Source organism: Pseudoalteromonas aliena SW19 (genome assembly GCF_014905615.1).
In the GTDB taxonomy this organism is placed as follows: domain Bacteria; phylum Pseudomonadota; class Gammaproteobacteria; order Enterobacterales; family Alteromonadaceae; genus Pseudoalteromonas; species Pseudoalteromonas aliena.
This window is the reverse complement of record NZ_AQGU01000029.1, coordinates 55,358-80,546: the sequence shown is the minus strand read 5'-3', so window position 1 is coordinate 80,546 and position 25,189 is coordinate 55,358. Positions and strand designations below refer to the sequence as shown.

At 39.3% G+C, this 25,189-nt stretch carries 22 protein-coding genes; 9 read left to right on the top strand and 13 right to left on the bottom strand.

What is annotated here, in order from left to right:
* Nucleotides 1-179: 179 nt before the first annotated feature.
* Nucleotides 180-1,781: an isocitrate lyase gene (locus tag PALI_RS16815; RefSeq protein WP_193156795.1), complete on the bottom strand. Its 1,602-nt coding sequence runs from the start codon at nt 1,779-1,781 to the stop codon at nt 180-182.
* Nucleotides 1,782-2,006: 225 nt separating this feature from the next.
* On the opposite strand from PALI_RS16815, the gene PALI_RS16810 reads away from it, so the two are divergent.
* On the top strand, nt 2,007-4,196 hold the full coding sequence (locus PALI_RS16810) for a malate synthase G (RefSeq protein ID WP_193156794.1): 2,190 nt from the start codon (nt 2,007-2,009) through the stop codon (nt 4,194-4,196).
* Nucleotides 4,197-4,406: 210 nt separating this feature from the next.
* Here PALI_RS16810 and PALI_RS16805 read toward each other — a convergent pair whose 3' ends face one another.
* The 4 genes from PALI_RS16805 to PALI_RS16790 form a co-directional block, all read right to left on the bottom strand.
* Nucleotides 4,407-5,132, bottom strand: a complete 726-nt coding sequence (locus tag PALI_RS16805) for a YebC/PmpR family DNA-binding transcriptional regulator (RefSeq protein WP_077535404.1) — start codon at nt 5,130-5,132, stop codon at nt 4,407-4,409.
* 144 nt (nt 5,133-5,276) lie between these two features.
* On the bottom strand, nt 5,277-5,894 hold the full coding sequence (locus PALI_RS16800) for an HAD family hydrolase (protein WP_193156793.1): 618 nt from the start codon (nt 5,892-5,894) through the stop codon (nt 5,277-5,279).
* Nucleotides 5,895-6,166: 272 nt separating this feature from the next.
* The gene (locus PALI_RS16795; protein ID WP_193156792.1) at nt 6,167-6,661 is read right to left on the bottom strand and encodes a DUF6702 family protein; all 495 of its coding nucleotides are present in this window, start codon (nt 6,659-6,661) and stop codon (nt 6,167-6,169) included.
* On the bottom strand, nt 6,661-9,108 hold the full coding sequence (locus tag PALI_RS16790; protein WP_193156791.1) for a M1 family metallopeptidase: 2,448 nt from the start codon (nt 9,106-9,108) through the stop codon (nt 6,661-6,663). The genes PALI_RS16795 and PALI_RS16790 overlap by 1 nt, the downstream gene beginning before the upstream one ends.
* Nucleotides 9,109-10,193: 1,085 nt before the next feature.
* On the opposite strand from PALI_RS16790, the gene PALI_RS16785 reads away from it, so the two are divergent.
* From PALI_RS16785 to PALI_RS16765, 5 genes are all read left to right on the top strand, one after another.
* On the top strand, nt 10,194-10,430 hold the full coding sequence (locus tag PALI_RS16785) for a hypothetical protein (RefSeq protein ID WP_077535400.1): 237 nt from the start codon (nt 10,194-10,196) through the stop codon (nt 10,428-10,430).
* 78 nt (nt 10,431-10,508) lie between these two features.
* A complete protein-coding gene (locus PALI_RS16780; RefSeq protein ID WP_193156790.1) occupies nt 10,509-11,756 on the top strand; it encodes an exonuclease SbcCD subunit D C-terminal domain-containing protein in 1,248 nt (415 codons plus the stop codon).
* Complete coding sequence (locus PALI_RS16775) at nt 11,753-15,403, top strand: AAA family ATPase (RefSeq protein ID WP_193156789.1); 3,651 nt, start codon at nt 11,753-11,755, stop codon at nt 15,401-15,403. The genes PALI_RS16780 and PALI_RS16775 overlap by 4 nt, the downstream gene beginning before the upstream one ends.
* A gap of 20 nt (nt 15,404-15,423) precedes the next feature.
* A complete protein-coding gene (locus tag PALI_RS16770) occupies nt 15,424-16,080 on the top strand; it encodes a class I SAM-dependent methyltransferase (protein WP_193156788.1) in 657 nt (218 codons plus the stop codon).
* A gap of 333 nt (nt 16,081-16,413) precedes the next feature.
* Nucleotides 16,414-16,806, top strand: coding sequence for a hypothetical protein (locus PALI_RS16765; RefSeq protein ID WP_193156787.1), 393 nt, complete (start codon nt 16,414-16,416; stop codon nt 16,804-16,806).
* Nucleotides 16,807-17,268: 462 nt separating this feature from the next.
* Here PALI_RS16765 and PALI_RS16760 read toward each other — a convergent pair whose 3' ends face one another.
* Nucleotides 17,269-17,874 (bottom strand): short chain dehydrogenase, encoded by a 606-nt coding sequence (locus tag PALI_RS16760; protein WP_193156786.1) that lies wholly within the window; start codon nt 17,872-17,874, stop codon nt 17,269-17,271.
* 144 nt (nt 17,875-18,018) lie between these two features.
* Between PALI_RS16760 and PALI_RS16755 the strand changes: the two genes are divergently transcribed.
* Both PALI_RS16755 and PALI_RS16750 read left to right on the top strand, forming a co-directional pair.
* Entirely contained in the window at nt 18,019-18,900 is an 882-nt protein-coding gene (locus PALI_RS16755; protein WP_193156785.1) for a LysR family transcriptional regulator, read from the top strand.
* 126 nt (nt 18,901-19,026) lie between these two features.
* Nucleotides 19,027-19,485, top strand: coding sequence for a putative periplasmic lipoprotein (locus tag PALI_RS16750; RefSeq protein WP_193156784.1), 459 nt, complete (start codon nt 19,027-19,029; stop codon nt 19,483-19,485).
* A gap of 123 nt (nt 19,486-19,608) precedes the next feature.
* On the opposite strand, the gene PALI_RS16745 is transcribed toward PALI_RS16750, so the two are convergent.
* The 4 genes from PALI_RS16745 to PALI_RS16730 all read right to left on the bottom strand — a co-directional run bounded on the left by PALI_RS16745 (nt 19,609) and on the right by PALI_RS16730 (nt 21,676).
* Nucleotides 19,609-20,049, bottom strand: coding sequence for a GNAT family N-acetyltransferase (locus PALI_RS16745; protein ID WP_226894574.1), 441 nt, complete (start codon nt 20,047-20,049; stop codon nt 19,609-19,611).
* A 206-nt stretch (nt 20,050-20,255) separates the two neighbouring features.
* A complete protein-coding gene (locus PALI_RS16740) occupies nt 20,256-20,654 on the bottom strand; it encodes an ACT domain-containing protein (RefSeq protein ID WP_193156782.1) in 399 nt (132 codons plus the stop codon).
* A 19-nt stretch (nt 20,655-20,673) separates the two neighbouring features.
* Nucleotides 20,674-21,219 (bottom strand): DUF6942 family protein, encoded by a 546-nt coding sequence (locus PALI_RS16735; RefSeq protein ID WP_193156781.1) that lies wholly within the window; start codon nt 21,217-21,219, stop codon nt 20,674-20,676.
* 1 nt (nt 21,220) lies between these two features.
* On the bottom strand, nt 21,221-21,676 hold the full coding sequence (locus PALI_RS16730; RefSeq protein WP_002959175.1) for a YaiI/YqxD family protein: 456 nt from the start codon (nt 21,674-21,676) through the stop codon (nt 21,221-21,223).
* A 130-nt stretch (nt 21,677-21,806) separates the two neighbouring features.
* Between PALI_RS16730 and PALI_RS16725 the strand changes: the two genes are divergently transcribed.
* On the top strand, nt 21,807-22,328 hold the full coding sequence (locus PALI_RS16725) for a lipocalin family protein (RefSeq protein WP_193156780.1): 522 nt from the start codon (nt 21,807-21,809) through the stop codon (nt 22,326-22,328).
* A 540-nt stretch (nt 22,329-22,868) separates the two neighbouring features.
* On the opposite strand, the gene PALI_RS16720 is transcribed toward PALI_RS16725, so the two are convergent.
* Genes PALI_RS16720 through PALI_RS16710 form a run of 3 tightly spaced genes read right to left on the bottom strand, consistent with a single transcriptional unit; the run spans nt 22,869 to nt 25,128 of the window.
* Nucleotides 22,869-23,204 carry a DUF3325 domain-containing protein gene (locus PALI_RS16720; RefSeq protein WP_193156779.1) on the bottom strand — a complete coding sequence of 112 codons (336 nt, stop codon included), beginning with the start codon at nt 23,202-23,204 and terminating at the stop codon, nt 22,869-22,871.
* Nucleotides 23,201-24,802: a PepSY-associated TM helix domain-containing protein gene (locus PALI_RS16715; RefSeq protein WP_193156778.1), complete on the bottom strand. Its 1,602-nt coding sequence runs from the start codon at nt 24,800-24,802 to the stop codon at nt 23,201-23,203. The genes PALI_RS16720 and PALI_RS16715 overlap by 4 nt, the downstream gene beginning before the upstream one ends.
* Nucleotides 24,799-25,128: a hypothetical protein gene (locus PALI_RS16710; protein WP_193156777.1), complete on the bottom strand. Its 330-nt coding sequence runs from the start codon at nt 25,126-25,128 to the stop codon at nt 24,799-24,801. The genes PALI_RS16715 and PALI_RS16710 overlap by 4 nt, the downstream gene beginning before the upstream one ends.
* Nucleotides 25,129-25,189: the final 61 nt, after the last annotated feature.

Sequence of the window (25,189 nt, the reverse complement as noted above, 5' to 3'; positions counted from 1 at the left end):
CCGTTTTATGAGAGGTTAGTTAAACTCTGATCCGTACATTCACTCAGGTAGTTAAATAGTGATCCAACATGATTTGGCTAGTTAAAGTCTGATCTGTAATTATGCTTCAATGTTCTAACTTTATTTAAAGCAATAAAAAAGGGCCTTAAGGCCCTTGAGTAACACTATCTAGTTAGGAATTAAAACTGGTTCATGGTGTTGTCTTCACCACCGGCTTTTAGCGCGTTATCACCAGAGAAGTATTCTTTGTGCGTATCGCCCATATTAGAGCCCGCTAAATCTTGGTGCTTAACAGATGCTTGCTCACGACGGATTTCTTGACGCTGAACATCACGTACATAAGCCAACATCCCCATATCGCCAAAGTAACCTTCTGATAAAATATCAGTGCTTAGCGCCGCTGTATGGTAGGTAGGCAGAGTAATTAAGTGATGGAAAATACCGGCTTCACGTGCGCCATCACGCTGGAAGTTTTGCACTAATAAATCAGCTGCTTGTGCAAGTTCTGTTGCATCCATTTCTGGTGCCATAAGGGCTTTATTATCGCCAATGCTTGGATAAGCACTAAGATCGCGACCTTCATCAGCCCACTGTTGATAAACTTGCTCACGAAACTTAAGCGTCCAGTTAAACGAAGGTGAATTGTTGTATACCAGTTTTGCATTTGGCACCTGCTCTTTAACGCGATTTACCAACTCTGCAATTTGTTTAACATGCGGTTTTTCTGTTTCAATCCACAGTAAATCAGCGCCAGACTGCAAGCTAGTAATACAATCTAGTACAACACGGTCTTTTTCAGTGCCTTCGCGGAATTGGAATAAACCGTTATCTAGACGAGTTGGTTTACATAACTGGCCATTAATTTTCATTGCCGTATCGCCTTCATTTAAGTCATCAATACCGTTAATTGGCGTGGTTTCTAAAAATGCATTGTATTGGCTTGCTAAATCACCAGGTCTTTTCGATACAGGTACCTTTTGCGTAAGGCTGGCACCCAATGAATCGGTACGTGCCACAATAATACCGTTATCAATACCGAGCTCTAAAAAGGCGTATCGTACCGCATTAATTTTTGCTAAGAAATCCTCATGCGGTACAGTTACTTTACCCGCTTGGTGACCACATTGTTTGGCGTCAGATACTTGGTTTTCTATTTGAATGGCACATGCGCCAGCTTCAATCATTTTTTTAGCCAGTAAATAAGTGGCTTCTTCGTTACCAAAACCTGCATCAATGTCAGCAATAATAGGCACAACATGAGTTTCAAAGTTGTCTATTTTATCAATAACAGCTTGCACATCACCGCCGTTTGCTTTGGCGTCGTCTAAATCGTTAAATAAGTGGTCTAGTTCACGTGCATCGGCTTGTTTTAAAAATGTGTAAATTTCTTCAATTAGTGCAGGTACCGATGTTTTTTCGTGCATGCTTTGATCTGGTAGCGGGCCAAATGCAGAGCGAAGTGCGGCAACCATCCAGCCGCTTAAGTAGACATAACTGCGTTTTGTCGTTTTTTGGTGGCGCTTAATTGCCATCATCATTTGCTGTGCAGTAAAACCGTGCCAACACCCTAAAGATTGTGTGTACTGGCTTGTATCTGCATCGTATGCTGCCATATCTTCACGCATTACGTCTGCTGTGTATTGTGCAATTTCAATTCCTGTACGAAAACGGTTTTGCAAACGCATACGACTTGCATATTCAGGGTTAATTGCATGCCATGCACTGCCTTGAGATTGGCAAAGAGTAGAAAGTGTATCTGTTTCGCGTTGATATGTTGTCATAATAAAGTCCTTCGAACGGGTATGTAATATTTAGTGTTATGAGAGTGGCTACCAAGCTCATGCTCCGTAGCGCTTAAATCAACATTAGGCTCATTTTTTAGATTTAGTAAATTTATAGTTGTTATTACGGCTATAAATTTAATGAATGAGCAAAAAGCACTCAACGTAGCTTTTTTGAGTTATTGTTGTCTTAACGCACACTGCGACCGTTTAAGGAAGGCTATTATGACCCACACTCTCACACACTCAGGCCTCAGCGTAGATACTCAACTCGCTGATTTTGTAAAAAACCACCTATTACCTGGTACTCATCTAAATGAACAGCAATTTTGGCAGAACTTTGCAGATATAGTTCAAACACTTACCCCTATAAATAAGACGCTGCTTGAAAAGCGAGAGCTACTTCAACAGAAAATAAACGACTATCATTTAACGAATAAAACGTGGGATAGTGCTAAATATCATACCTTTTTGCAAGATATTGGCTACTTAGTAAAAGAGCCTGCAAACTTTGAAATAGAAACTCAAAATGTAGAACCCGAGATAGCGCTTACAGCAGGCCCGCAGTTGGTTGTGCCTGTTAGCAACGCACGTTTTGCACTTAATGCCGCTAACGCACGTTGGGGCTCGCTATACGACGCTTTATACGGCACAGATGTGCTAAGTGAAGACGATGGTGCAGAGAGAGGCAATACTTACAATCCTGTGCGTGGCTTTAAAGTAATGGCCTATGCCCGCCAATTTTTAGATAAAGCATTGCCACTTACCAATGGCTCGCATATAGAAAGCACTAACTATTCAGTCATCAATGGTGCGCTTTCAATCACTTTACGCGACAGCTCTCAAACTACGCTAGCCAACCCATCTCAGCTTATTGGCTATCAAGGTGAAGCGCAAAACCCAACCGTGGTTTTATTAAAAAACAATGATTTACATATAGAACTACACATAGATCATCATCATATTATTGGCCAAGCAGATAAAGCGGGCTTAAAAGATGTTGTGTTAGAAGCCGCCCTTACCACCATTATGGATTGTGAAGATTCGGTCGCCGCCGTAGATGCACAAGATAAAATACAAGTTTATAAAAACTGGCTCGGTTTGATGCAAGGTAATTTAGTTGAATCTTTCAACAAAGGTGATAAAACCATCGAAAGAACACTGCAAAATGATAGAACATATACTGCACTCGATGGTGGCATTGTTACCTTAAAAGGTCGCAGCATGATGTTTGTACGAAATGTTGGCCACCTAATGACAAACCCTGCGATTACTGATCTACACGGCCAACCCGTATTTGAAGGTATTATGGATGCCATGTTTACAGCGACTGCTGCTCTGCATGACATAAATAAAAAAACCGGCATTAAAAACACCAGTGCACAAAGTATTAATATAGTAAAACCAAAAATGCATGGCCCCGAAGAAGTCGCGTTCACAAACACTTTATTTAGCCATGTAGAAGAAGCCTTAAGCTTACCTAAAAACACGCTTAAAGTGGGAATTATGGATGAAGAGCGCCGCACATCTGTCAACTTAAAAGCCTGTATTCATGCAGCTAAAGAGCGTGTTGTATTTATAAATACTGGATTTTTAGACAGAACAGGTGACGAAATTCATACCTCAATGCAAGCAGGCGTTGTACTTCCAAAAGCACAGATTAAGCAGCAACCGTGGATACAAGCCTACGAAGATCGTAACGTCGATATTGGCCTTGCTTGTGGCTTAAGTCATAAAGCACAAATAGGTAAAGGGATGTGGCCAATGCCAGATAAAATGGCATTAATGATGGAGCAAAAATCAGCGCACCCTAAATCAGGCGCTAATACAGCATGGGTGCCTTCCCCTACTGCAGCTACCCTGCATGCAATGCATTATCATGATGTAAACGTTTTTACTGAGCAGCAAAGTATTGCTAAACGCGCTATTGCAAGCCTTAGCGACCTACTTACACCGCCATTGATGGTCGATGCGAGTACGCTTTCAAAAGAAGATATTCAAAGTGAGCTTGAAAACAATGCACAAGGTATCTTAGGTTACGTTGTGCGCTGGATTAACCAAGGTGTAGGCTGTTCAAAGGTGCCCGACATTAACCATATTGGATTAATGGAAGACAGAGCAACCCTGCGTATTTCAAGCCAACATATGGCTAATTGGTTACTTCATGGTGTATGTTCAGAGTCGCAAATAAAGTCAACCATGGCTAAAATGGCTAAAGTGGTTGATAGTCAAAATGAGCACGACAGCGCATACACACCAATGGCAACAAACGAAGAAGCCCTTACCAACAGCATCGCGTATCAGGCGGCAGTTGCCCTCGTTTTAGAAGGTGTAACACAACCAAGCGGATACACAGAGCCACTACTGCATAGCTACCGTATAAAATATAAAGCACAAAAAACGAATACACTTTAACTGCGTAACCAAAGTTCAAATTAAGTACTAAACCAGCTTTTAAGCTGGTTTTTTATCGCCTGAAATTAAAATAACAGCACTTTTATGACATTTTAAAAAGATATATTCAAATAAACATAACGAGCATGAATATCTAACATTTATTCAAACGTAAAAAAGCGTGTTTTGTATACACAAAACACGCTTTTTAAAGCTTTTAGCTAATTAAATCTAATTTTTTACAATGGCATTGTGATAAATATTTTGCACATCGTCACAATCTTCAAGCATATTTATAAATTTATCAAAATTAGCTATAACGTCTTCGTCTTCAATCTCAATATTAACTTGAGGAATAAACGTAATTTCGTCTACTTCAAAGTTAATACCTTCAAAGGCGCCTTCAAGGGCTGTTTTAGCTTTAAAGTATTCTGTTGGCGGCGCAAATACCGATATTTTACCGTCCTCGGCTTCAACATCACTTACATCAACATCAGCCATCATTAGCGCGTCGAGTACTACTTCGTCGTCATCCCCTGCAAAGCCAAGTACCGCATAATGATCAAACATATGCGCGACACAACCGGGTGTACCAATTTTTGAGTCAGTTTTTGTAAATGGTAAGCGTACATCTTTAATGGTACGATTTGGGTTGTCAGTCAAACAATCAACAATAACCATGCAATTGCCAGGTCCATAGCCTTCATATCTCGCAACAGAATAGTCTTCCCCTGCCCCACCGGCTGCTTTCTCAATTGCTTTTTCAATAACGTGCGCTGGAACTTGATCTTTTTTAGCTTTTTCGATTAGGCGGCGCAAGGTTTGATTTACTTCCGGATCGGGTTCGCCATTTTTTGCTGCTACATAAATCTCTTTACCATACTTTGAGTTTATTTTCGTTTTCGCATTAGCTGTTTTGATCATAGAACTTTGACGAACTACAAATGCTCTGCCCATTTTGTGCCCCTAATGAATACGTTACGTTTTGCGGTATTTTACCAATTCGAAACGTATTGGGCTAGCTCCACCATGGGCAAAAATCAATTAATAAAATTTGTATAACTAAAGACTAAACTTAAGAATAAAAAAACAATGCGCTATTTAACATAACGCTACTTTTTTGGAATAACTTTCTACTAGCCCTACCAACTCATAAAAATTATGCAATATGTAATCGGCTTGATCGGCATAAGCAGGTGCTATATCTGGAGCATATAAACATGCACGCATATTAGCGTTGTGCGCGGCTTGTATGTCATACAAGTAATCGCCTACATAAAGTATATTTGCAGGGCTAATATCCCAAAGTGTTGCAATGGCATTCAATGCACTTGGATCGGGCTTTGCTGGTGCATCACTTCTGGTTAAAACCGTGCTGATTGGCAGTGGATTATTTTGTAATTTAATTGCAGCAGCCTTGTCAAAATTACGCGTTACTATGGCCATCGGAATTTTTTTTGCGTCTAATTGTGCAATAGCTTCACTGACGCCGGGCAATATAGTCGCGTGCTGGGCATCGAGTAACTCGTGCTGATGCACAATGTTCATGGCTTCCTCGCGCATATAAGCCGAAGGGAGTTGCGCTATAAAGTCGAGCAGGTCTTGCTCACAAGGGCAGCCTATTTGTGCTTTTATAAGTGAAAAATCTAACTCGGATGATACTAACGTACCGTCTAAATCAAAAATAACACCGTTAATAGCCTCTACCTGAGTCATCATATCATTCCTTGAATGTGGTAATAATTAGTTAAACGTACTTTAAACATAAATGATCTACTGCTTATACTCAATATTTTGGATAAATGATGCTAAGTAACCTGAACTCTGGATAATAAATCTGCTAATAGATTGCGTAAAATAAAGTAAATATACAATATAACTTCAGAAATTTTACGTAACTTTACATAGTACAGATCAATTATGAGGGTATCTAAAATAATAGAGGGAAGTACGCGCACATTAATTACAGTGCGCGTAAAAAGAAATATTAGCTAATTTTGCTCGAAGCGTGCTTCAAGCCAAGTATCATCTTGCGCAAAGTTTAAGGTTTTAATTTTCCCTTTGCCCTCAATATTAACCATATTTACTTGAGCAGGCCACAGATCACGCAGTGCACCATTACTCATTTTAATTCCTTCAATCCCTTTTGGAATAGGTGCTTCTTGATAAACCCAAAAAAACTTACCGTCAACTTGTGCCCCTACAAAGCTAAGTGGCAAAGGTTCACCACTTAACGTTTGTAGCGCAATGTGCGATTCAACATACTTAGCAAAACGTTGCTGATCTACTTTATTACTAATAATATCGATTTTGCCATTAAACAATGTGCCTACAGCATGTTCGGTATCGTGTAAGTAAAAGCGATGCATTAGCTCAACATTATGCGTTCGTTTATTAAAAAGCACGGTTGTAATTGACGATTTCAATTGATGCGCCATGCTTGGCGCAGCAACTAAAAGGCAAACAATAATAAGCAAAAAGCGCATTATTGTTGCTCCTCACCGTCATCCTTTTGGTCTTTTTTATCATCACTTTTAAGCTCAGTTTTAATATCTTGCATGATATCGCGACTTACTTTAGCTTTGCTTTTTTTCTTTTTAAACACTTCAATACGTGAAGGAATAATACGACGAGGGTAGTTATTATTTTCAACGTCTACGTCAGCTGTTTCCCAACCTGGGTCAACGGTCACTGAAACAAGTGGTTTGTTTTTATCGGTAACAATCAGCTTTTGAACGTTTTTGTAATTACGACGCCAAATTTCAGCCGGAATATAACGCTCTTCTTTAGTGCCATCTTCATATGTTAGCTCAAGTAGAATAGGCATTACCAAACCACCTAGGTTTGAAAATTCCATAACGTAGTAGTTTTTATCTTCTTCTAATGCACGTTCAAGCGTTTTACGCTCCCACGGCTCTAAGCCTTTTAAAAACTTATTGTACGCATTACGTTCTTTGTTAGTTACTGTAAAGCGGTCGTTCTCGTCGTAAAAATCGGTCACGTCAGAGTTTTGCTCAACCCACGTTTTTTTACCTTCTGCACGGTTACGCTCAACAAATAATGACGTTGGCTTATCAGCTTCAATATCGCGTAGACGACTGTAATCAATATCAGGATTTTTAGTGTCTAAACGCAGCTGATACACTTTATCTAAAGAAATATCGACATGGTCTGTGGTGTAAAACCAGCCACGCCAAAACCAATCTAAATCAACACCTGAGGCTTCTTCCATTGTACGGAAAAAGTCAGCAGGAGTAGGGCGCTTGTATTTCCAACGCTGAGCATATTCTTTAAATGCAAAGTCAAATAAATCACGGCCTAAAATAACTTCACGTAGAATATTTAGCGCTGCTGATGGTTTTGTATAAGCATTAGGACCTAAACGTAATACACTGTCTGACTGAGTCATAACAGGGACTTGGTTTTCAGACTTCATGTAGCTCACTATATCGCGAGGCTCTACGCCCCAAGGAATAGTAGGATCCCATTCACGACCAGCAACGCCATCTAAAAAGCTGTTTAAACCTTCATCCATCCACGTCCATTGGCGCTCATCTGAGTTCACAATCATTGGAAAGTAAATATGGCCAACTTCGTGAATAACTACGCCAATTAAAAAGCGTTTTTCTGATTGAGAGTAAGTACGCGTGCCATCATCTTGTAACTTAGTTCGCGGACCATTAAACGTGATCATTGGGTATTCCATACCGCCAACAGGACCGTTTACCGACTGTGCTGTTGGATACGGGTAATCAAAAGAGTACTTAGAGTACACTTCCATAGTGTGCACTACAGATTCAGTTGAGTATTTTTCCCATAAATCGCCACCTTCTTTAGGAAAAAACGACATAGCCATTACTAATGGTTGAACATCACCACCTTGTTGATAGCCTTTTGCATCCCACATAAATTTACGAGACGACGCCCAAGCAAAGTCACGTACGTTTTGCGCTTTAAAGTGCCACGTTTTAGTTTTGTCAGTGCCTTCTTTTTCGTTTTCTAACGCTTCTTCTGCGTTAACAATAAACACAGGGCGTTTTGATGTTTCAGCTTCTTTTAAACGTTTACGCTGAGTACTTGTTAGTACTTTGCTCGCGTTATCAAGCTTACCTGTTGCCGATACAATATGATCCGCAGGAACAGTGATCTCAACGTCGTAATCACCAAACTCAAGTGTAAACTCACCAGATCCTAAAAATGGTTTGTTTGTCCATGCTTCGTAATCAGTGTAGGCCGCTAAACGAGGAAACCACTGCGCAATTAAGAATATGTCGTTGCCATCTTCTTCAAAGTGCTCATAACCAGAGCGCGCACCTACAGCATCTTCTTCTACAATATTGAAGGCAAAGTTCATGCTAAATTCGACTTCTTTACCCGGTTTTAATGGCTCATTTAAATCAATGCGCATTAAAGTATCAACTACAGTTACACGTAGTTCTTTACCGTCTTCATCTTTAACACCATTAATTGTATAACCAAGCTCGTTGTCGCTCATAAATTGCTGACGGCGTAAGTCACCTAAACTTAACTTCGCTGGCTTTTGGGCTGGCAAGCTTTTTAACGTACTTTTAAACGTTTTAGTTGTCTCGGCAATAGAATCGCTTTTGAAAATATTTTGATCTAGCTGTAACCATAAATATTTGAGTGTATGCGGAGAGTTATTTTTATATTCAATGCTTTGGCTACCAGTAATACGGCGCTTTTTTTCATCTAGCTTTACATCAATATCGTAATTAACGCGCTGTTGCCAGTATTTTTCCCCAGGTTCGCCTGCGGCACTACGATAAACATTGGGTGTTGGAAGGGCTTCATCTAATTGACGAAATTTATCAACGTAAGAACCTTTTGTTTGTTCAACTGAAGACGCCATAACAGCACTCGACATTGCCAATGGCAACACAAAAGCGCTTAGCGTAAGAACTGTTTTTTTCATTGTTAGTCCTAATAGATTTTAGTAATGGTACTTTGACAAAATAACAGCTTGGCTTCAATAAATTAGCGATAAAGTGCTGCTTTTATACGTTGATATTCACTATTTTTTCACATCATTTTTTTATCTTTATAAATACACCTAAAACACATAGAAAAAACTGTAAAGGGGGTTTACAAAACACATAGCGTGGAACCAAAAAAAGAGAAATACCTCAACTTAAAAGTTCAGGCCTAATTCATACCTATTCGTTACAGTGAGTGTGTCTTTTTAGATAGTGGAGATTGCTATGAAGTTTTATATTATAAAAAAAGAGCAGCAACTCGAAGCAATTCCTGCACAAAAGTTACTCCTTGAAAGTTACCAAGCTTATAATACCAATTTTATTAAAACATGATCACTCTAGGGTCTGTTTATCTTTCGAGGTTGAATTTGCAGCAGACTGTTTGGTGTTTAGGCAAGGCAGAGCCTGTGTAGTGTGGTTATTCCACATAAATAGACGATAACGCAGCATAAATGCCAAACATGCGCTGCCCTTTGGGTTCTTTCTAGGGGCAATTTACTCTTTGTTGCTCGGTTTTTACTTAGCCCACTAGGTTACAAACCTCGCGCCGCGATTAAATTCCCCCTAGATTGAACAAATTTTAATCCTGAAAGGTCAACAGGCCCTAACGTATTAAATAACTCACTAACGACGTTAAAAATTATTTATATAGAACAACTATGTATCATAATTTTAGCCTTGTTATTGCGCTATTTTCTTATCGCTATAATAGATCACTAATTTAATGCAATTGGTATAACTACAAATTTGTAAATGTGGTATCTGCATGCAATAAACAAGATGCACTAAAAAGGTTCCCATCCATACAAAAAAGTAATAAGAAACGTGTTATTGTTGGCGTAAATATTGCTGTAATCTCAATAATATTGGCTATTTATACGATAAATTAAAAATAGTTAATATTTTTATTGATCTTTAATGCTGTTTGTATTTAAAATCGCCCACCCTTTTATTTGAGGCAAATAAATTCGTCACATTTATCCTCAAATAAATATAGATTAGTAGCAATAAATGCGGTGGACTCATGGATTTTTATATCCTAAAAAAACAACAAGAACTAATTGCAATTCCAGCAAATGAGAACAATTGCAAAGAGTATCTTGATTCTGGTTATTTCTACATTGATAAAGTAGCGGCTTGTAACGAAACTAATGCGTTAAAAGCATTGCAAACAAAACAAACCAGAACATTGAAAATTCCATTACTGGTAGCATTTTTAACATTACCGGTTATTTTTGCCGCTTGGTACAGTTTAACCTAAGTTAAAGGTTACCCTAGGCTTGCATCTTTAAATGCCTTGGGTATATTGGCGCTCTTATTGGTTTTTTAAGAGCGCAGCATGAAAGTCCTCCACACCTCAGATTGGCACCTTGGCCAACAATTTTATGAACACGACCGCCGTGTTGAACACCAAGCCTTTTTTACATGGTTATTAGCCACTCTTGTTAAACAACAAATAGACTTACTTTTAGTTGCTGGCGACATTTATCATACAGCAACACCCAGTGCTAATGCCGAGAACCAATTATACCAATTTATTAAAGACGCAAAAAAACAGTGCCCAGCATTACACGTAATTATTATTGCCGGTAACCACGACTCTGCAAATCGTATTTTGGCAGCTCAGCCATTACTAGCACAATTTGATACACATGTAGTAGGGCGCTTTGATGTCGCAACACCCAATGAAGCAGTTATTACCATAAATACCAATGGTAAACATGCTGTAATCGTCGCGATGCCCTTTTTGCGCGCAAGCGATGTAAGTTCAATTAGCCAAACTCAAAACGGCCCTAGCTATGCACAAGGCGTTGCAAAAGCTTACGAACTTGCCCTAGAGCATGCCGCTCATATAAATGAGCAACACTCACCATTAATAGTTATGGGGCACTTACATGCAAAAGGCGGGGATATTTCTAGTGATTCTGAGCGTAACTTGGTAATCGGTGGTGAAGAGTCCATTTCAGCCAATGTATTTGGTAAACAGGCCAACTACGTCGCCCTTGGCCATTTACACAAAGCGCAACAAGTAGCTAAAAGTGATGTTATTCGTTACAGCGGCACACCAATACCTATGTCGTTTTCAGAGCGTAATTACACGCACCAAGTAAGTATTATTGAGTTTATAACTGATGAAAAACAACATATTAGTACGACTGTAAACCCCCTTTACATTCCGCGCTCTGCCGATGTAATTATTTTACCAAAAGGGGAGTGTGTACCATTAAGCGAACTATGCGAGCAAATTAAAGTGCTCGACACGACACAAAATACAATAGCGCCTTATTTGCGGGTAAAGCTTAAATCAAGCGATACCGACACCACCTTCAGAGAACAAATAGAACAAGCACTTGAAGGCAAGCATATTAAATTTTGTGGTATTGAACGCGTACGTGAGCAATCCGCTAATAATGAAAATGACACCGTATTTGAAGATTTAAGCGAAGTTGAAATGCTCAACCCGCTTAACTTATTAGAACAAGCATTTGCAAACGATAAAGACATGGCTGGGCAAAGTGTTCCCGATGAACTAAAAACACTTTTAAGTGACGTGATCAACGAGCTTACGGAGCAAGAGCAACTATGAAAATAACCGCAGTTCGTATTCATAATTTAGCCTCCATTGTTGACGCTGAAATAGACTTTACTATAGCCCCATTAAAAGATGCAGGCTTGTTTGCGATAACAGGCGATACCGGTGCAGGTAAAAGTACCTTTTTAGATGCCATTTGTTTAGCGCTTTATACTAAAACAGCACGTTTACGTGGCGATAAAGGTAATTTAATTGAGTTTAACGGCGACAGCATAAAGCTCAATGACGCGCGTAATTTACTGCGCAGAGGTACCTGGGAAGGCTACGCCGAGGTTGACTTTTTAGGCCAAGATAAACAGCTTTATCGCGCGCGCTATACAATTTCACGCACTCATAAGAAAGTAACAGGCAAACTTAAAGTAGCAGAGCACACCTTAGTAACTTTGCCAGACGAAACCCTTATAGCTGACAAAAGTCACACAATAAAAGAAGTAGAGAGTAAAATAGGGCTTAACTTTGAGCAGTTCTCCCGTGCCGTACTTTTAGCACAACATGAGTTTGCTGCATTTTTAAAAGCCACTGGCGATGAGCGAGCGCAACTTTTAGAGTGCTTAACAGGCACCGATAAATTTAGCCGTATTGGCGTGCGTATTTTTGAACGCCATAAAGAGCAAGTAGCAAAGCTTGAAGCGCTTAAAGCAGGCCTTCAAAGCTATACCTTATTAACACCTGAAGAACTTGAGCTACAACAAACCAAGTTAACCGATTTAAAAGCGCAAACCGAACACACTAAAAAAGAGCTAACCAAAACCGAAAAAGCACTTAACTGGTATCAACAAGCTACAGTGCTTGAACAAAATCTACTACAAGCACAGCAAACCCAGCAACAAGCAAGCTCAGCGCTTGAAAGTATTACCTCACAAAGCGAGCAGGTAAAACAAGCTAAACAAGCGCTTGAAATAAAAGATAACCGCAGCCGCTTTACTCAATTAACTGATCAAAACACAACGTTAAATCAGCAAATTTCATCGCTTAAAAGTGTTGACCATTTAGCGGTCATTAACGAGCGTAATACAGCACTTGTTAAGCATACCGAGCTGCTTAATAACGCCAATGAGCAAAAACAAAATGCAGCGCCCGTTATAGTTAAAGCGAGAGAGCTCGACAGCAACATTGCTTTGCAAACCCAAACGGTAAAAGGCGCTGAGTCACAAATAACCAAAGAGCAATCTCAGTTTGATGATCTCAAACAACAGCTTAAGCAAAGCAATAACGAGCTAGAAATTGCCAATATCGACTCAACTAAAAGCCAGCAATGGCTTAATGAGCATGCACAGCTGCACGTTTTAGCAAAAGACTGGAGCTACTATCAGCAAAGCTTTAATACCTACTTAAATGCACAGCAGCAATTAACCGCAAACGCTGCGCAAAACCAAACTCTTAATAGTGAGCTTGCAAATCAGAGTGATCTTTTAAATACGCAAAATAATAAAGTGCAGCAGTGCGAGGCGGTGCTCACCAGTGAGCAGTCTGCTTTACAGATATTAAATAATCAGCTTAATGAATTTAATGCAGAGCACTGCGACGCGCAGCTAAAAAATATTGATTACCTAAAAGAGCAGCGAGAGCGCTATAAGCAATTTAACGCAGACCTAAAACAAAGCACTCAACGCCAGCAAGTGCTCAATCAACAGCTAAATGAGAGCCAGCAAGCCCATGCTTTACTTAATCAGCATTTAATAAGCAGCGAGCAAGCGCTAAAAGGCAGCGAGTACGCACTTAACCAAGCCCGTTTAAGAGCCAGCGAAAACGTAGAGCATTTACGCACTGAGCTTCGCCCTAATGAGCCTTGTTTAGTGTGCGGTGCAACGGAGCACCCGTACGTGGTAAATCAAAATCAGCAATTAAGTAACTTAATTACTGATTTTGAAAATGCTTTTAATACTGCTAAAAAGCAATTTGAGCATGCACAAAGTGAGCTGCATAAGCATCAAACTCAACATGCCGTATTAACCGCAGAGCACGGACAACTTGATCAAGTAATACAAACGGCAAAAGCTAAACAGCTCGACATTAAAAATACCATGCAAGGCGCACGTAGTGAGCTTAACGACTTAACGCCTGATCAGCTTGAAGTGACTTATAAGCAATTAAACGATCAGAAAGCGCAGTACTTTGAGCAACAAAAACGCCAACGTACTCTGCAAACTAAAGTAAATGAGTTACAAGCAGCATTTAAAGCAGAGCAGCAGGCTCAGCAGCAACTGAGTAATAAACACCTTGAACTTACACACCAGCAAAACCAAATAACGAGTAAGCATAGCGAGCTAAGTGCACAAATTAACGAGCTGGGTACAACGCTCAATATTCAATTTGAAAACTGTGATTTTTGGCAACAACTACAGGCCAATACGCTTGAGCTTATCCAGTTGCACGAGCTGGTTACGCAATACCAGCAAACTCAAATGCAACTTGAGCAAAGCCAAAAACGTCAACACACAGCTAATGAGCAAATAAAGCAGCTCACCCCACTTATAAGTAAAAGCGAACTGTCGTTAAAAACGCTTAATGAAGAACTCGCAAAAGCTAAAGCGCTATTAAACGCTACGCAAAGTGAGCGCTTAGCTTTATTTAATAACCAGCCAATAAGCGCAGACGACTACCAAGCAAAAATTATAAGTGAGCAAGAGCAAAGCCAAACGCAAGTTCAAGCGAGTCAAAAAGCCTATGACGACGCTATAAAACAACGAGATGAGCACGCTATAACGCTTAAAAATGTAGAGCAACGCTTACTTGAAAACAGCCAAGAGCTAGCAACGCTTGAAGAACGTTATAACGAGTGGTTTACTGACTTTAAAGCGCAATACAGCAATGCAACGCACGAACAGGTCAAAATTTTACTAACGCTTAGTAGTGATACTATTAAAGCGCATTTAACTCAACACGAGCAGTTAACTCAGGCGCTAACAGATGTGAATGCCGCATTAAAACAGCAGCAACTTACTCTTGATAAACACAACAATAGTGATAAGCCAACGCAAGACGCAGAGGCTTTAAATACGCAATTAAATAGCTTAAACGAGCAACAAACGCAGCTGCAAAATTCACTACTAGCAACTAATACCGCTATTGAACAACATAACCAAAATGCGAAAGCGCTTGAAGGCAAACAAGCTGTGTTAGCTACGCTTAAAACCCAGGTTGAGCAGTGGCATTTGCTTAATAAAGTATTGGGCGATGCAACGGGTAAAACCATGCGTAACTTAGCGCAAACACAAACGTTAAAAATATTACTGCACTATGCCAACAGCCATTTAAAAACACTCAACAAACGCTACGAGCTTACTGCTATTGCGCAATCGCTAGACATTGCTATTATCGACCGCGACATGGCCGACGAGCAACGCTCCGTTAATACACTTTCAGGCGGTGAATCGTTTTTAGTATCGCTAGCGCTTGCGCTTGGTTTAGCATCGCTTTCATCAAATAAAGTACAAATCAATTCTTTGTTTATTGACGAAGGGTTTGGTACGTTAGACAGCGAAACCCTAAGTATTGCAATGGACGCTTTGGATTCTTTGCAAGCACAGGGTAGAAAAGTAGGCGTTATTTCGCACGTTAGCGAAATGAGTGAACGCGTAGCCACGCAAGTACATGTAAGTAAAAAGCCAGGTGGATACTCCACCGTTGAAGTTTTATAACAAATTAGTAGGAGTTTAAAGTGCCAACATTTACAGGCGAAGAAGCAACTCAGTACGATAGCCGCATTACCCGTTTAGTACCTGGTTACGAGCTATTACATCAACTTACTAATGCACAATTACAAGCAACGCTAAGCGACAATGCACATGTTTTAGTAGTAGGGGCAGGCACTGGCAAAGAAATTCTGACACTGGCCTCCCAGAACCCTACATGGCAATTTACCGCGCAAGACTTATCTGCTGATATGCTGGCGATCGCAAAACAGCGCTTTGACGAGCAAGGCATAAAAAACCGAGTGACTATTCATAGCGGTTCAGTTGAGACGTTAAACACACAAGCTGATGCCGTTTTATGTTTACTCGTTATGCATTTTGTACAAGACAACGGCGATAAAAAACAGTTATTAAAAGCGATTAAAGCCACTCTTAAAAAAGACGCACACCTGTATATTGCCGATTTAATGCGTGCCGAAACTTCATTTGAGCGCGAAGCACAACTTACAACATGCGCGCAGCTTGGTTTAACAGCAGCAGGGCAAACACAAATGGGACACAACCTAGAAAGCGAGTTTTACCCGCTTGATAGAATGCGCTTTAGTGAACTGCTTAACGAGTGTAAATTTGGTATTCCTAAACTGTATTTTAAAGCGCTAGGCTTTAGTGGGTATGTTGTTTAAGTTTATACAAGGCCAAACAAGCTAAATCAGCACCCGCTGTTAAAAATAATTAAACACCGAGCAAATTAGCTCGGTGTTTTTGTATAAATTTCACTACAAGCCAGCACCGCGTTTGTAGGTGAAATATATAATGAAAGCGCTATTTGCAGTTAATAATAGTCTGTAAAGTAAGTTATGCCTTGCCTAAAAAACCACACTCACAGCGACAAGCTCAATTAAAAGTTCAACCGTCTCAAGTCGAACACACCTAATTAGTGAAGCCTATTTGGTTACTTTTTAAAGTGGTTTGGTATAAGCTCAAATACTCTATCTTTATTTTATCAAAGGACCGTTATGAAATTTGAGCAATTATTAAATAATTTTGATATGGGTATCTGTGTCGAACAACTACAAAAAGAATCACTTCTAGATCTTGCTTTGCTTTTTGTTACCGTGGATGGATCTATTGCTGATGAAGAGCTAAATGTAGTTGAAGCATGGGCACATAAGATAGAGTGGAACTCAGCTATTGAGCTTGATAATTATATGGTAGATATGACCAGGAAATGTGTTTTAGCCGTGCAGAGCGGTGAAATAGATTCATTTATTCAACATCGGATGACACATATTATTGATCAACCAATGAGGGTATTTGTATTAGAACTTCTCAAACAAGTGATTGAAGCTGATGGCATTACCGATGAAAACGAGCTTAAAGCATTAAAAATTGTTGAATCGATTGTTTAATCAATTTTAATTATCAAAAAAATCACTCAGTGGCTGAGCTAAGTTCACAACCTCAGTTATGAGTGATTTAATCATTAACACTCAAATTTCTTACAAAAATAAGTTTTACTGATTAAAATTTGCAGCCAGTTCAAACTTTAACTTATTATGGTTGTTTAATTAAATCTAATTACATTACATAGCTTAAAATAATATGGCCGAATAACAAACTATTCGGCCTGTAACATATATCAATTAAGCTTGGTTTCTGGCCTACAAAGCTTAATATGTGTTTTATGCCTAGGTACCCTTTTACACGTTTTTTTTGTACCAGCAGGGCTTTCAACAGTACTATTTACACTACTTACTGGCACGCTACTGCAGCCAGAAAGAGCGATAGTAGTTAGTATTAATATCAGTACATGACTTTTCATTAGATTTCTCTCAATAACAGACTACTAATTAGACTTTAGGTATGGGCCGTTATGCGTCTACAAAAATAACTTCACCAGAGATAAAGCCATCAACCGAACGCTCAAACGCTTTACCTACAAGTTTACCTGGTACTGGCTGAAAACCTGGCATCATTTCACCGTAAACGCCCCATGCTTCTTCTAGTACGGTAGGGTTAACCACGTTAATACGTGTGCCACGAGACATTTCTAGTGATACACATCTAACAAAGGTATCTATTGCACCGCTAGTTGTTGCATCAGCAATCGCAAACGGAATAGGCTTAACGTTTAAAATACCGCTAATTAACGTAAATGAACCGCCATCAGCAATGTACTTTTGGCCTATGCGTACAAGGTTAATTTGCCCCATCATTTTACTCATAATAGTGCTCATCCACTGGGCTTCGCTCATATCTGCAAACGTTTCGTACTCACATAAACCCACTGTATTAACTACGGCATCAAAATAGCCTACCTTTTTATACAGTTCAGCAATTGACTGCTCACTGGTAATATCAACAATATGATCTACATCGCCAGAGCGACCTGCGGTAATTACTTTGTGCTTAGATAAACCAGCTAATGCCGCTTGACCCATTTTGCCTTGTGCGCCTATTAAAATTACTGTTTTCATTGTTTGATCCAATCATTCGATTCATTGTGTAGGGGCATAGTAAGGGGGTATCTCAACAACTAAAAACAACCATTTCATGTAAGTGATACAAAAATAATTGGTAATGTGATACGTTAATCATGCTTAAACAACAAGGGCATTACCATGAGTAAGTTAGACAGGCTAGATATAAAACAGCTGCGTATTTTCCAAGCGCTCATTCGCGAAAAAAACGCATCAAAAGCGGCGAGTAAGTTGGGCTTAACCCAGCAAGCAGTGAGTGAGCAACTTAAAAAGCTACGTGATGTGTTTAACGACCAGTTGTTTTTAAGAAAAACAACTGGTTTTGTGCCTACGCCCTATGCTGAGGAGCTATCAGTAGATATAGACAAGCTGCTAAACGACTTTCAGGCATTATTGGCACCTAAAATATTTGACTCAAAAACGGTTAACGGTGCGTTTGTAATAGCCGCTACTGATTACGCACAACAAGTTGTTTTGCCTGCACTTGTAAAAGAGCTAAGAGAACAAGCGCCCAATTTAAAGCTAATAATAAGAGACTTTGAACTCGACAGTCTGCACGATTTAATGGAAAACGGTAAAGTCGATTTAGCAATAGCTTTCCCTGACTACATTCCAAGTACTTACCCCATTGTTAAGCTATTTGAAGAACAACATATTTGCGTTACCTCGCCGAATTCATCAATAGCAGGGACTAGGCCAACCCTTGCACAAATAGCCAGCTATCCAAGCATTATTGCCTCACCTTCGCGTCCAAATTTTAAAGGCTCTATTGACGATTGGTTTAAAAGCTTTGATTTAACACGCAATGTTGTTATATCGGCACCATGTTTTTCTATCGTGCCGATGTATCTAGAAACTACAGACTCCATCGCATTCTTACCCACACGCGCAGTAAGCTCAGAGCTGGTAAAAATTGATTTGCAACAGTTACCAGCCCCGTTTGACGTAATAGCCGCATGGCACCCGCGTTACAGTAAAAATCCGCTTCATAAATGGGTGGTATCAAAGCTAGTTGTTGAGTAAAAAAGAGTGTGTTTAATTTCACTACATACTTTTACAGTTTCTGACAGCTACAAACAAAGTTCCCACATATTTTTTATGCTCTAATGCTTATTATTTCCCTATTAAAATGATCAAAAGGAACTCAACATGAAAAAATATTTAATCGCTGTATTACTGCTAACCGGTTGTGCTTCACAAGGTGTTGACCGCAACAATCAAAATCATATCGTTAAGCGCTACTATGCATCACTGCAATCAGTCCAAAAAGTAACTCTTTCATCAGAGGTAGGAACTGGTATTGCTGCTGGGGCAGGGTTTGGTTTTGTTGATGGCTTAGATGGTAACACTGAAGACATGGTGGGTGGTGCAATCATCGGTGGCCTAGTTGGAGGTTTGTTTACTGCTCTATTTGAAGGCGGTAACACAGCATACGAATATAAATTATATGCAGCTAAAGAAGGGGAGTTTACTGTTATTCAAAAACAAAAACTCGATAACAGTACGCAATGTGTAGTCATAAACGCAGGCAAAAAAATAACGCTTGAACCTGTAGACAATAAATATTGTACACCAAACCTAATCATCAATAAAACGGCTGGTATATAATAGTATTAGCCATTTTATTTAAGGTTACTAAGAGCTCAGTAATCCATTAAGCACTTAAAATACAACCTAGTGAGAGATTGAATCTTGAACGCCCTCCAGTACTGAGCACTGCATATTACTTTACTATTTCATGCGGTTTAATTTATTAAGCTTTATTTGCATAGGCTGATATATTAGTCCCGCAGATTCAGAAATATTACCTACACACTCGAACCCATAATTAAGATAAGCTTGTACCGAAGTTAAAGAGGCACTTACTGTTATTGTGTCACTTCTAGCATGTGCAAGCACTCTTAAAATCAACGATTTACCGATCCCCTTTTTTTGACAACTAGGTGCAACAAAAAGCATCGCAATGTGACGACCAGCTTTAAGCTCTATAAACCCAACTACCTTGCTATTACTTTCGTAAACACACATTTCATTGTCTGCCGCCATACGAGCTTCTAAATTTTCTAAAGATATAATGCTTTGAAACGTCTTAATACCTTCAGCTTGAAGTGTAGGTGCCACAGAGCTCATAAATGCATCAGTACATACAGTTCTAATGGAATATAGATCCATTGAGCAAACTTTTCTTATAAACATTAAAGAGCCTTTTAAACTTAACTAATTTTAAAACTATTTTTCTTATAGCTAAACCATATCCGAGTTTATTTATTGATTTAATTACTTAGTTGTCTCTACATTAGGATGTGGTTATTCCCCATAAATAGACGATAACGTAGCATTAATGCCAAACAGTCTGCTGCAAAATAAATCATGAAAGGTCAACACGGCCTAATCTCTTTTAGCGCATCCAACGCAGCTTGTGCTTTATCTGTTTGCACAAAAATATGGTCGTGATAAAACGCAGCTACCACATTAGCGCTAATGCCATGCTCAGTTAGCTTTGCAGATACCGCAGCCGTTAACCCAACGGCCTCTAAGCTTGAATGTACGTTAAGGGTAATTAAATTATATTTACCCTCGTAGGTAATACCTGCTTTATCGGCGGTTTCAGCTTTCAAAATAAGGGTTAGCCCTTCTTCTTCAACGTAAGTGGCCAGTGGCTCTAAGTGAACATAATCAGCCAATTTTCCTGCTAAGCAACAAAAAATATACTCGCCTTGCTTAAGCTCTGGCTGCATTGATTTTAATAATTCGTTTAACTCTAAAATTCCGGCCATGGTCGTTCCTTACAATGTGTTATTTAGTCATTTTTAGCTGCGCGACTAGCTCGCTTAATCTCGCTATTTTTATATTACTTAACTGTCTATAATCAAAATATGGGCACACAATAATGTTGTTACTGGTGTCTATTGCAAACTCATCGTCAAGCCAATCAAAGTGTGCATGTAACTTACCTTGTTGTAATAAGTTTTTAGCGTGCGTACGACCGGCAATTATGTGTAGCTGATTTTTATTGCTGGCTTTGCTAATATCAGGCGCGCTAAATAGCAGGGCGGTTTTACTGTTTTTTTGTAGTAAATACTCATCGCGATATTGTTGCCAAGTAGATGCTTGTTTGGCAAATGAGTAATGCTCACTTGGCAGAGCAAACAACACTTTGGCGTAGACGTTAAATACCTTGCGCCAACCATTACCACAGTGCTGGTTTATGGTATCTATTTGTTCATTTTGAACCGGCTCAAGGCATTTAAGGGTTTCAAAAAACGGCATCGGCGGCGCTTTTGTTATGTATACAGCCACGCTAAATTGCGTATCACCTAAGCCAACTAATTGTGTGTTCAAGTTAGTTAGCCTTGTTTTGCGCTAAAATACGGTCGAGGTTATTTGCAAAGTTTTGACGGTCGGTTTGGCTAAGTGGCGGCGGCCCACCACTCATTTCTACGCCACTTGAGCGCATGGTATCCATAAAGTCGCGCACGTTAAGTATTGAGCGGATATTCTCGGTGGTATAAAGCTCGCCACGTGGATTAAGCGCTTGCCCGCCGTTATCAATTACTTCACTTGCTAGCGGAATATCGCCTGTAATAACTAAATCACCTTTTTCAACACGTTTTACTATTTCGTCGTCGGCTACATCAAATCCCGACGATACTTGAACGCGGCTTATGTATTTTGACGGCGGAATACGCATTGCGTGATTAGCCACTAAAATAGTCTCGATTTTCATACGCTCTGCAGCTCTAAAAAGTATTTCTTTTATAACAACAGGACACGCGTCTGCATCTACCCAAATTTTCATGCTATGGTCATTTTTATTGCTTTAGAATTAATATGATCCTATAGCAAATTTTTTTAATCGGCTAGCAAACTTTATATCCATCTATATTTAGATAATACGTACGATTTATGTAATTAAAAAAGGAGCTTACATGAAGGCTATAAAATACGGTTTACTTATTACGGGGTTGTTTTTTCTTAGTGCCTGCACCAGCCCTCCTGAGGGAATAACACCCGTTAAAAACTTTGATATACAAAAATATAAAGGCAAATGGTTTGAAATAGCGCGTCTTAATCACTCATTCGAAGAAGGTATGGAGCAAGTTACCGCGACTTATTCAATTAACGACGACGGCACAGTAAAGGTCCTTAACAAAGGGTATTTAACGGATGATAAAAAATGGGATGCCGCTGAAGGCTTAGCCAAGTTTGTTGAGGGCACTGACACTGGACATTTTAAAGTCTCGTTTTTTGGTCCATTTTATGGCGCTTACGTGATTTTTGAGCTTGATCAACCCGATTATCAATATGCATTTATAACCAGTTACAACAAAGATTACTTGTGGTTTTTGTCGCGTACACCAACGGTTAGTAAAAAACTTAAAAAGCACTTTTTAACTAAAGCTAAAGAGCTAGGGTTTGCTACCGATAAAATAATTTGGGTAAACCATTAGGGTCTGTTTATCTTTCGAGGTTGAATTTGCAGCAGACTGCTTGGTATTTAGGCAAGGCAGAGCCTATATAGTGTGGTTATTCCCCATAAATAGGCGATAACGCAGCATAAATGCCAAACATGCGCTGCCCGAAGGGTTCTGCCTAGGGGCAATTTACTCTTTGTTGCTCGGTTTTTATTTATTCTTACAAGGATGTAAGCCATTAGAGTAACGCAGGAGCAGTTACCGAGCCCACTAGGTTACAAACCTCGCGCCGCAATTAAATCGCCCCTAGATAGAACAAATTTCAATCCTGAAAGGTCAACAGACCCCACTATGTAAAGGGGGTTTACAGTGAGTTAAAGACGCTTTTAAAGTGGTAATAAAAAACCCTCACACTGTAAAGTAACTTAAATATATTATGGTTATATTGTGTACTTGCCGTGAGACAGCAAGTATTGGAAACACTGAATATCCCCTATTGTTGGCAAGCTATATAGCTTGCCATTTTTTTTGCCTAATATGTGGAAAAATAACGGATCACGTTTTTACTAACTAAGGCTAGTTTAACGCTAAATACAACCCGCTTAGTACAACTAATACGCTATTTAAAACACTAAACAACTTTACGTAGCCTACTAAAAAATTATAAAAAACCATTATAATCAGTACACTCAAGCTCATGAATCCACAAAACAACAAAGCCCCGTAGCTTCCTTGCGTTACTACACAAAACACTAAACTTAGTAAAATACTGATCCAAGCGATTAGTAACAGCTTTTTACTCTGTAACTCAGTGGGGCGTTTTTTAAATACATCTTTAAAATGATTGAATTTAGCCAATGCAAAACAGTTAAAAGCAAACAAACAAAGGCTAAAGGATAATAAATCAATCATATATTTTGATCCTTTCGCTTTTTATTTACAATGTGATTGCTTCGTTTTGTAGGTTGTTTATGAGTACGTAATTTTTCGGTTTGTATAAAAAACAATATACTAAATAACAAAAACACAGCATCAAAAGTAAATAAAGCCCACTGCTTATGCAGTAAATAACTAACTATATTGCCGTTGGTGGTAAGCGCATTCACAACAGGTACGCTTAAACACGCTATACCATTTATAACCGCCATAATTTGCCACTGACCTTTACCACGCTTTAATAACGCAATAACAGCAACTGCTAACCACGTTAAGAAAAATGCGAGTACTTCTTTATCAGCACGCGCTGTAATTTCTGGGTTTAGTATTCTGTTAGCTAAAAAGAATGCGCAGGTAGCCAATGGTAACCCCATTAATGTAGCCAAGTTTAATCCTTCAACCAGCTTTAAACCTAGTGACGGTTTTGCATCGGCTTTCATACGATCGCGTATGCGCTTTGCCCACATTATACAACCGGAGCCAATCATTACGCAGCCAGCAACACCGCCTAAAAAATAGAGCCACCGCAATAGTGGATCGGCCAAACGACCGGTATGAAGCGAGTTCAACGATTCGTAAAGCACTTTACTGGCCGTTAAGTCATCATTAGTTTTAGCAACGAGATCTCCCGTAGCGCCGCTAAATATTAAACGTGGGGCTTGATCCCGTAATGTTTTACCTGTACTAACCAATACTGTGATTGTTGATGACGCCATATTAGGATTGCTCACTTGTACACGGGTAATATCAGCATTTGGCCACTTAGTATAAACCTGATCCAAAATACGCTGTATTGGTACCATTGCCGATCCGCCTTTGGCTTTATCTGTAATGGTATTGCGAGGCGTTACATCATTAAAAAAATCGCGCATACCGTTATCATACGTCGTTTGCGCAGGGTAGGGGAACAACATAAATATAAGTGTAATCATACCAGTGTAGGTAATCATTAAATGAAAAGGTAGGGCAAGCACAGAACTTAAATTATGAGCATCCAGCCATGTGCGGCTGCCTTTATTACGTCTAAAACTAAACATATCTTTAAAAATACGTTTATGAATAACTACACCCGATATAATCGCAATTAGCATAAATAAGCTTGCAAAGCACACAAGCCATCGCGCGGTTATTACATCAATGTAATGTAAATCAAAATGTAGACGATAAAAAAAGTTACCGCCTTTGGTCTCTATAAATGGCTCAAGCTTTTGCATTGTATTAGGGTCTAACTGGGTGTTTTCAAATTTACTGCGGCGCTGGCCTAGCTCTTTTGGTTTTGCATAGCCATATACTAGATAAGGAATACGCGACTCTGGAAGCGTAATACGCCAGCTTTGTGAATTAGCCCCTTGAGTAGCTAAGTAATCAAACCCTGTAATTATTTGCTGTTGTTGCGCTTCAATACGTTGTGCCTGAGTTTGCACATTATGAATAGCTGGTTGGTTCCATAAGCTTATCTCGTCTCTAAAAAAGCTAAGTGTTCCAGAAAAAAATATTAAATAGAGTAACCAACATACCAGTAACCCTACCCACGTATGCAACCAAGTCATTGACCGAAAAAAACTGTCTTTCATAGCCAGTCCTTTAATGCTACTAATAAACTAACTTGTGTCCCCGTACTTAGTAAAATACTGATCCAAACTGTTTTTAAAGATTTTACATAAAATGCATAAATAAAAACGAGTGCATAAATCAAAATACTTAACGATACACATAACAACACCGCATCCGATTTAGTCAGCGGTAATAAAAAACTTAACAAAGACGTGCTCGCTGCTGTAAAAAAATAGCCGCCTACAATGGCAATAAAAAAGCGTGATAGCACTAAAAACTGGTAGTTAAAGCTAGAAGAACGTTTGAAAATTTGTGAAAACTGCGCGCTAAGCGATTGTGCCTGCATAATGAGTTAGTCCCTTAAATACAGAGAGTAAAAATTTAGGCGCTATTATATAGCTTATAAA

Bases quoted from the DNA above. Each gene is read 5' to 3' on its own strand.
- PALI_RS16815 (WP_193156795.1), bottom strand. From the start codon at position 1,781: ATGACAACATATCAACGCGAAACAGATACACTTTCTACTCTTTGCCAA.
- PALI_RS16810 (WP_193156794.1), top strand. From the start codon at position 2,007: ATGACCCACACTCTCACACACTCAGGCCTCAGCGTAGATACTCAACTC.
- PALI_RS16805 (WP_077535404.1), bottom strand. From the start codon at position 5,132: ATGGGCAGAGCATTTGTAGTTCGTCAAAGTTCTATGATCAAAACAGCT.
- PALI_RS16800 (WP_193156793.1), bottom strand. From the start codon at position 5,894: ATGATGACTCAGGTAGAGGCTATTAACGGTGTTATTTTTGATTTAGAC.
- PALI_RS16795 (WP_193156792.1), bottom strand. From the start codon at position 6,661: ATGCGCTTTTTGCTTATTATTGTTTGCCTTTTAGTTGCTGCGCCAAGC.
- PALI_RS16790 (WP_193156791.1), bottom strand. From the start codon at position 9,108: ATGAAAAAAACAGTTCTTACGCTAAGCGCTTTTGTGTTGCCATTGGCA.
- PALI_RS16785 (WP_077535400.1), top strand. From the start codon at position 10,194: ATGGATTTTTATATCCTAAAAAAACAACAAGAACTAATTGCAATTCCA.
- PALI_RS16780 (WP_193156790.1), top strand. From the start codon at position 10,509: ATGAAAGTCCTCCACACCTCAGATTGGCACCTTGGCCAACAATTTTAT.
- PALI_RS16775 (WP_193156789.1), top strand. From the start codon at position 11,753: ATGAAAATAACCGCAGTTCGTATTCATAATTTAGCCTCCATTGTTGAC.
- PALI_RS16765 (WP_193156787.1), top strand. From the start codon at position 16,414: ATGAAATTTGAGCAATTATTAAATAATTTTGATATGGGTATCTGTGTC.
- PALI_RS16760 (WP_193156786.1), bottom strand. From the start codon at position 17,874: ATGAAAACAGTAATTTTAATAGGCGCACAAGGCAAAATGGGTCAAGCG.
- PALI_RS16755 (WP_193156785.1), top strand. From the start codon at position 18,019: ATGAGTAAGTTAGACAGGCTAGATATAAAACAGCTGCGTATTTTCCAA.
- PALI_RS16750 (WP_193156784.1), top strand. From the start codon at position 19,027: ATGAAAAAATATTTAATCGCTGTATTACTGCTAACCGGTTGTGCTTCA.
- PALI_RS16745 (WP_226894574.1), bottom strand. From the start codon at position 20,049: ATGGATCTATATTCCATTAGAACTGTATGTACTGATGCATTTATGAGC.
- PALI_RS16740 (WP_193156782.1), bottom strand. From the start codon at position 20,654: ATGGCCGGAATTTTAGAGTTAAACGAATTATTAAAATCAATGCAGCCA.
- PALI_RS16730 (WP_002959175.1), bottom strand. From the start codon at position 21,676: ATGAAAATTTGGGTAGATGCAGACGCGTGTCCTGTTGTTATAAAAGAA.
- PALI_RS16725 (WP_193156780.1), top strand. From the start codon at position 21,807: ATGAAGGCTATAAAATACGGTTTACTTATTACGGGGTTGTTTTTTCTT.
- PALI_RS16720 (WP_193156779.1), bottom strand. From the start codon at position 23,204: ATGATTGATTTATTATCCTTTAGCCTTTGTTTGTTTGCTTTTAACTGT.
- PALI_RS16715 (WP_193156778.1), bottom strand. From the start codon at position 24,802: ATGAAAGACAGTTTTTTTCGGTCAATGACTTGGTTGCATACGTGGGTA.
- PALI_RS16710 (WP_193156777.1), bottom strand. From the start codon at position 25,128: ATGCAGGCACAATCGCTTAGCGCGCAGTTTTCACAAATTTTCAAACGT.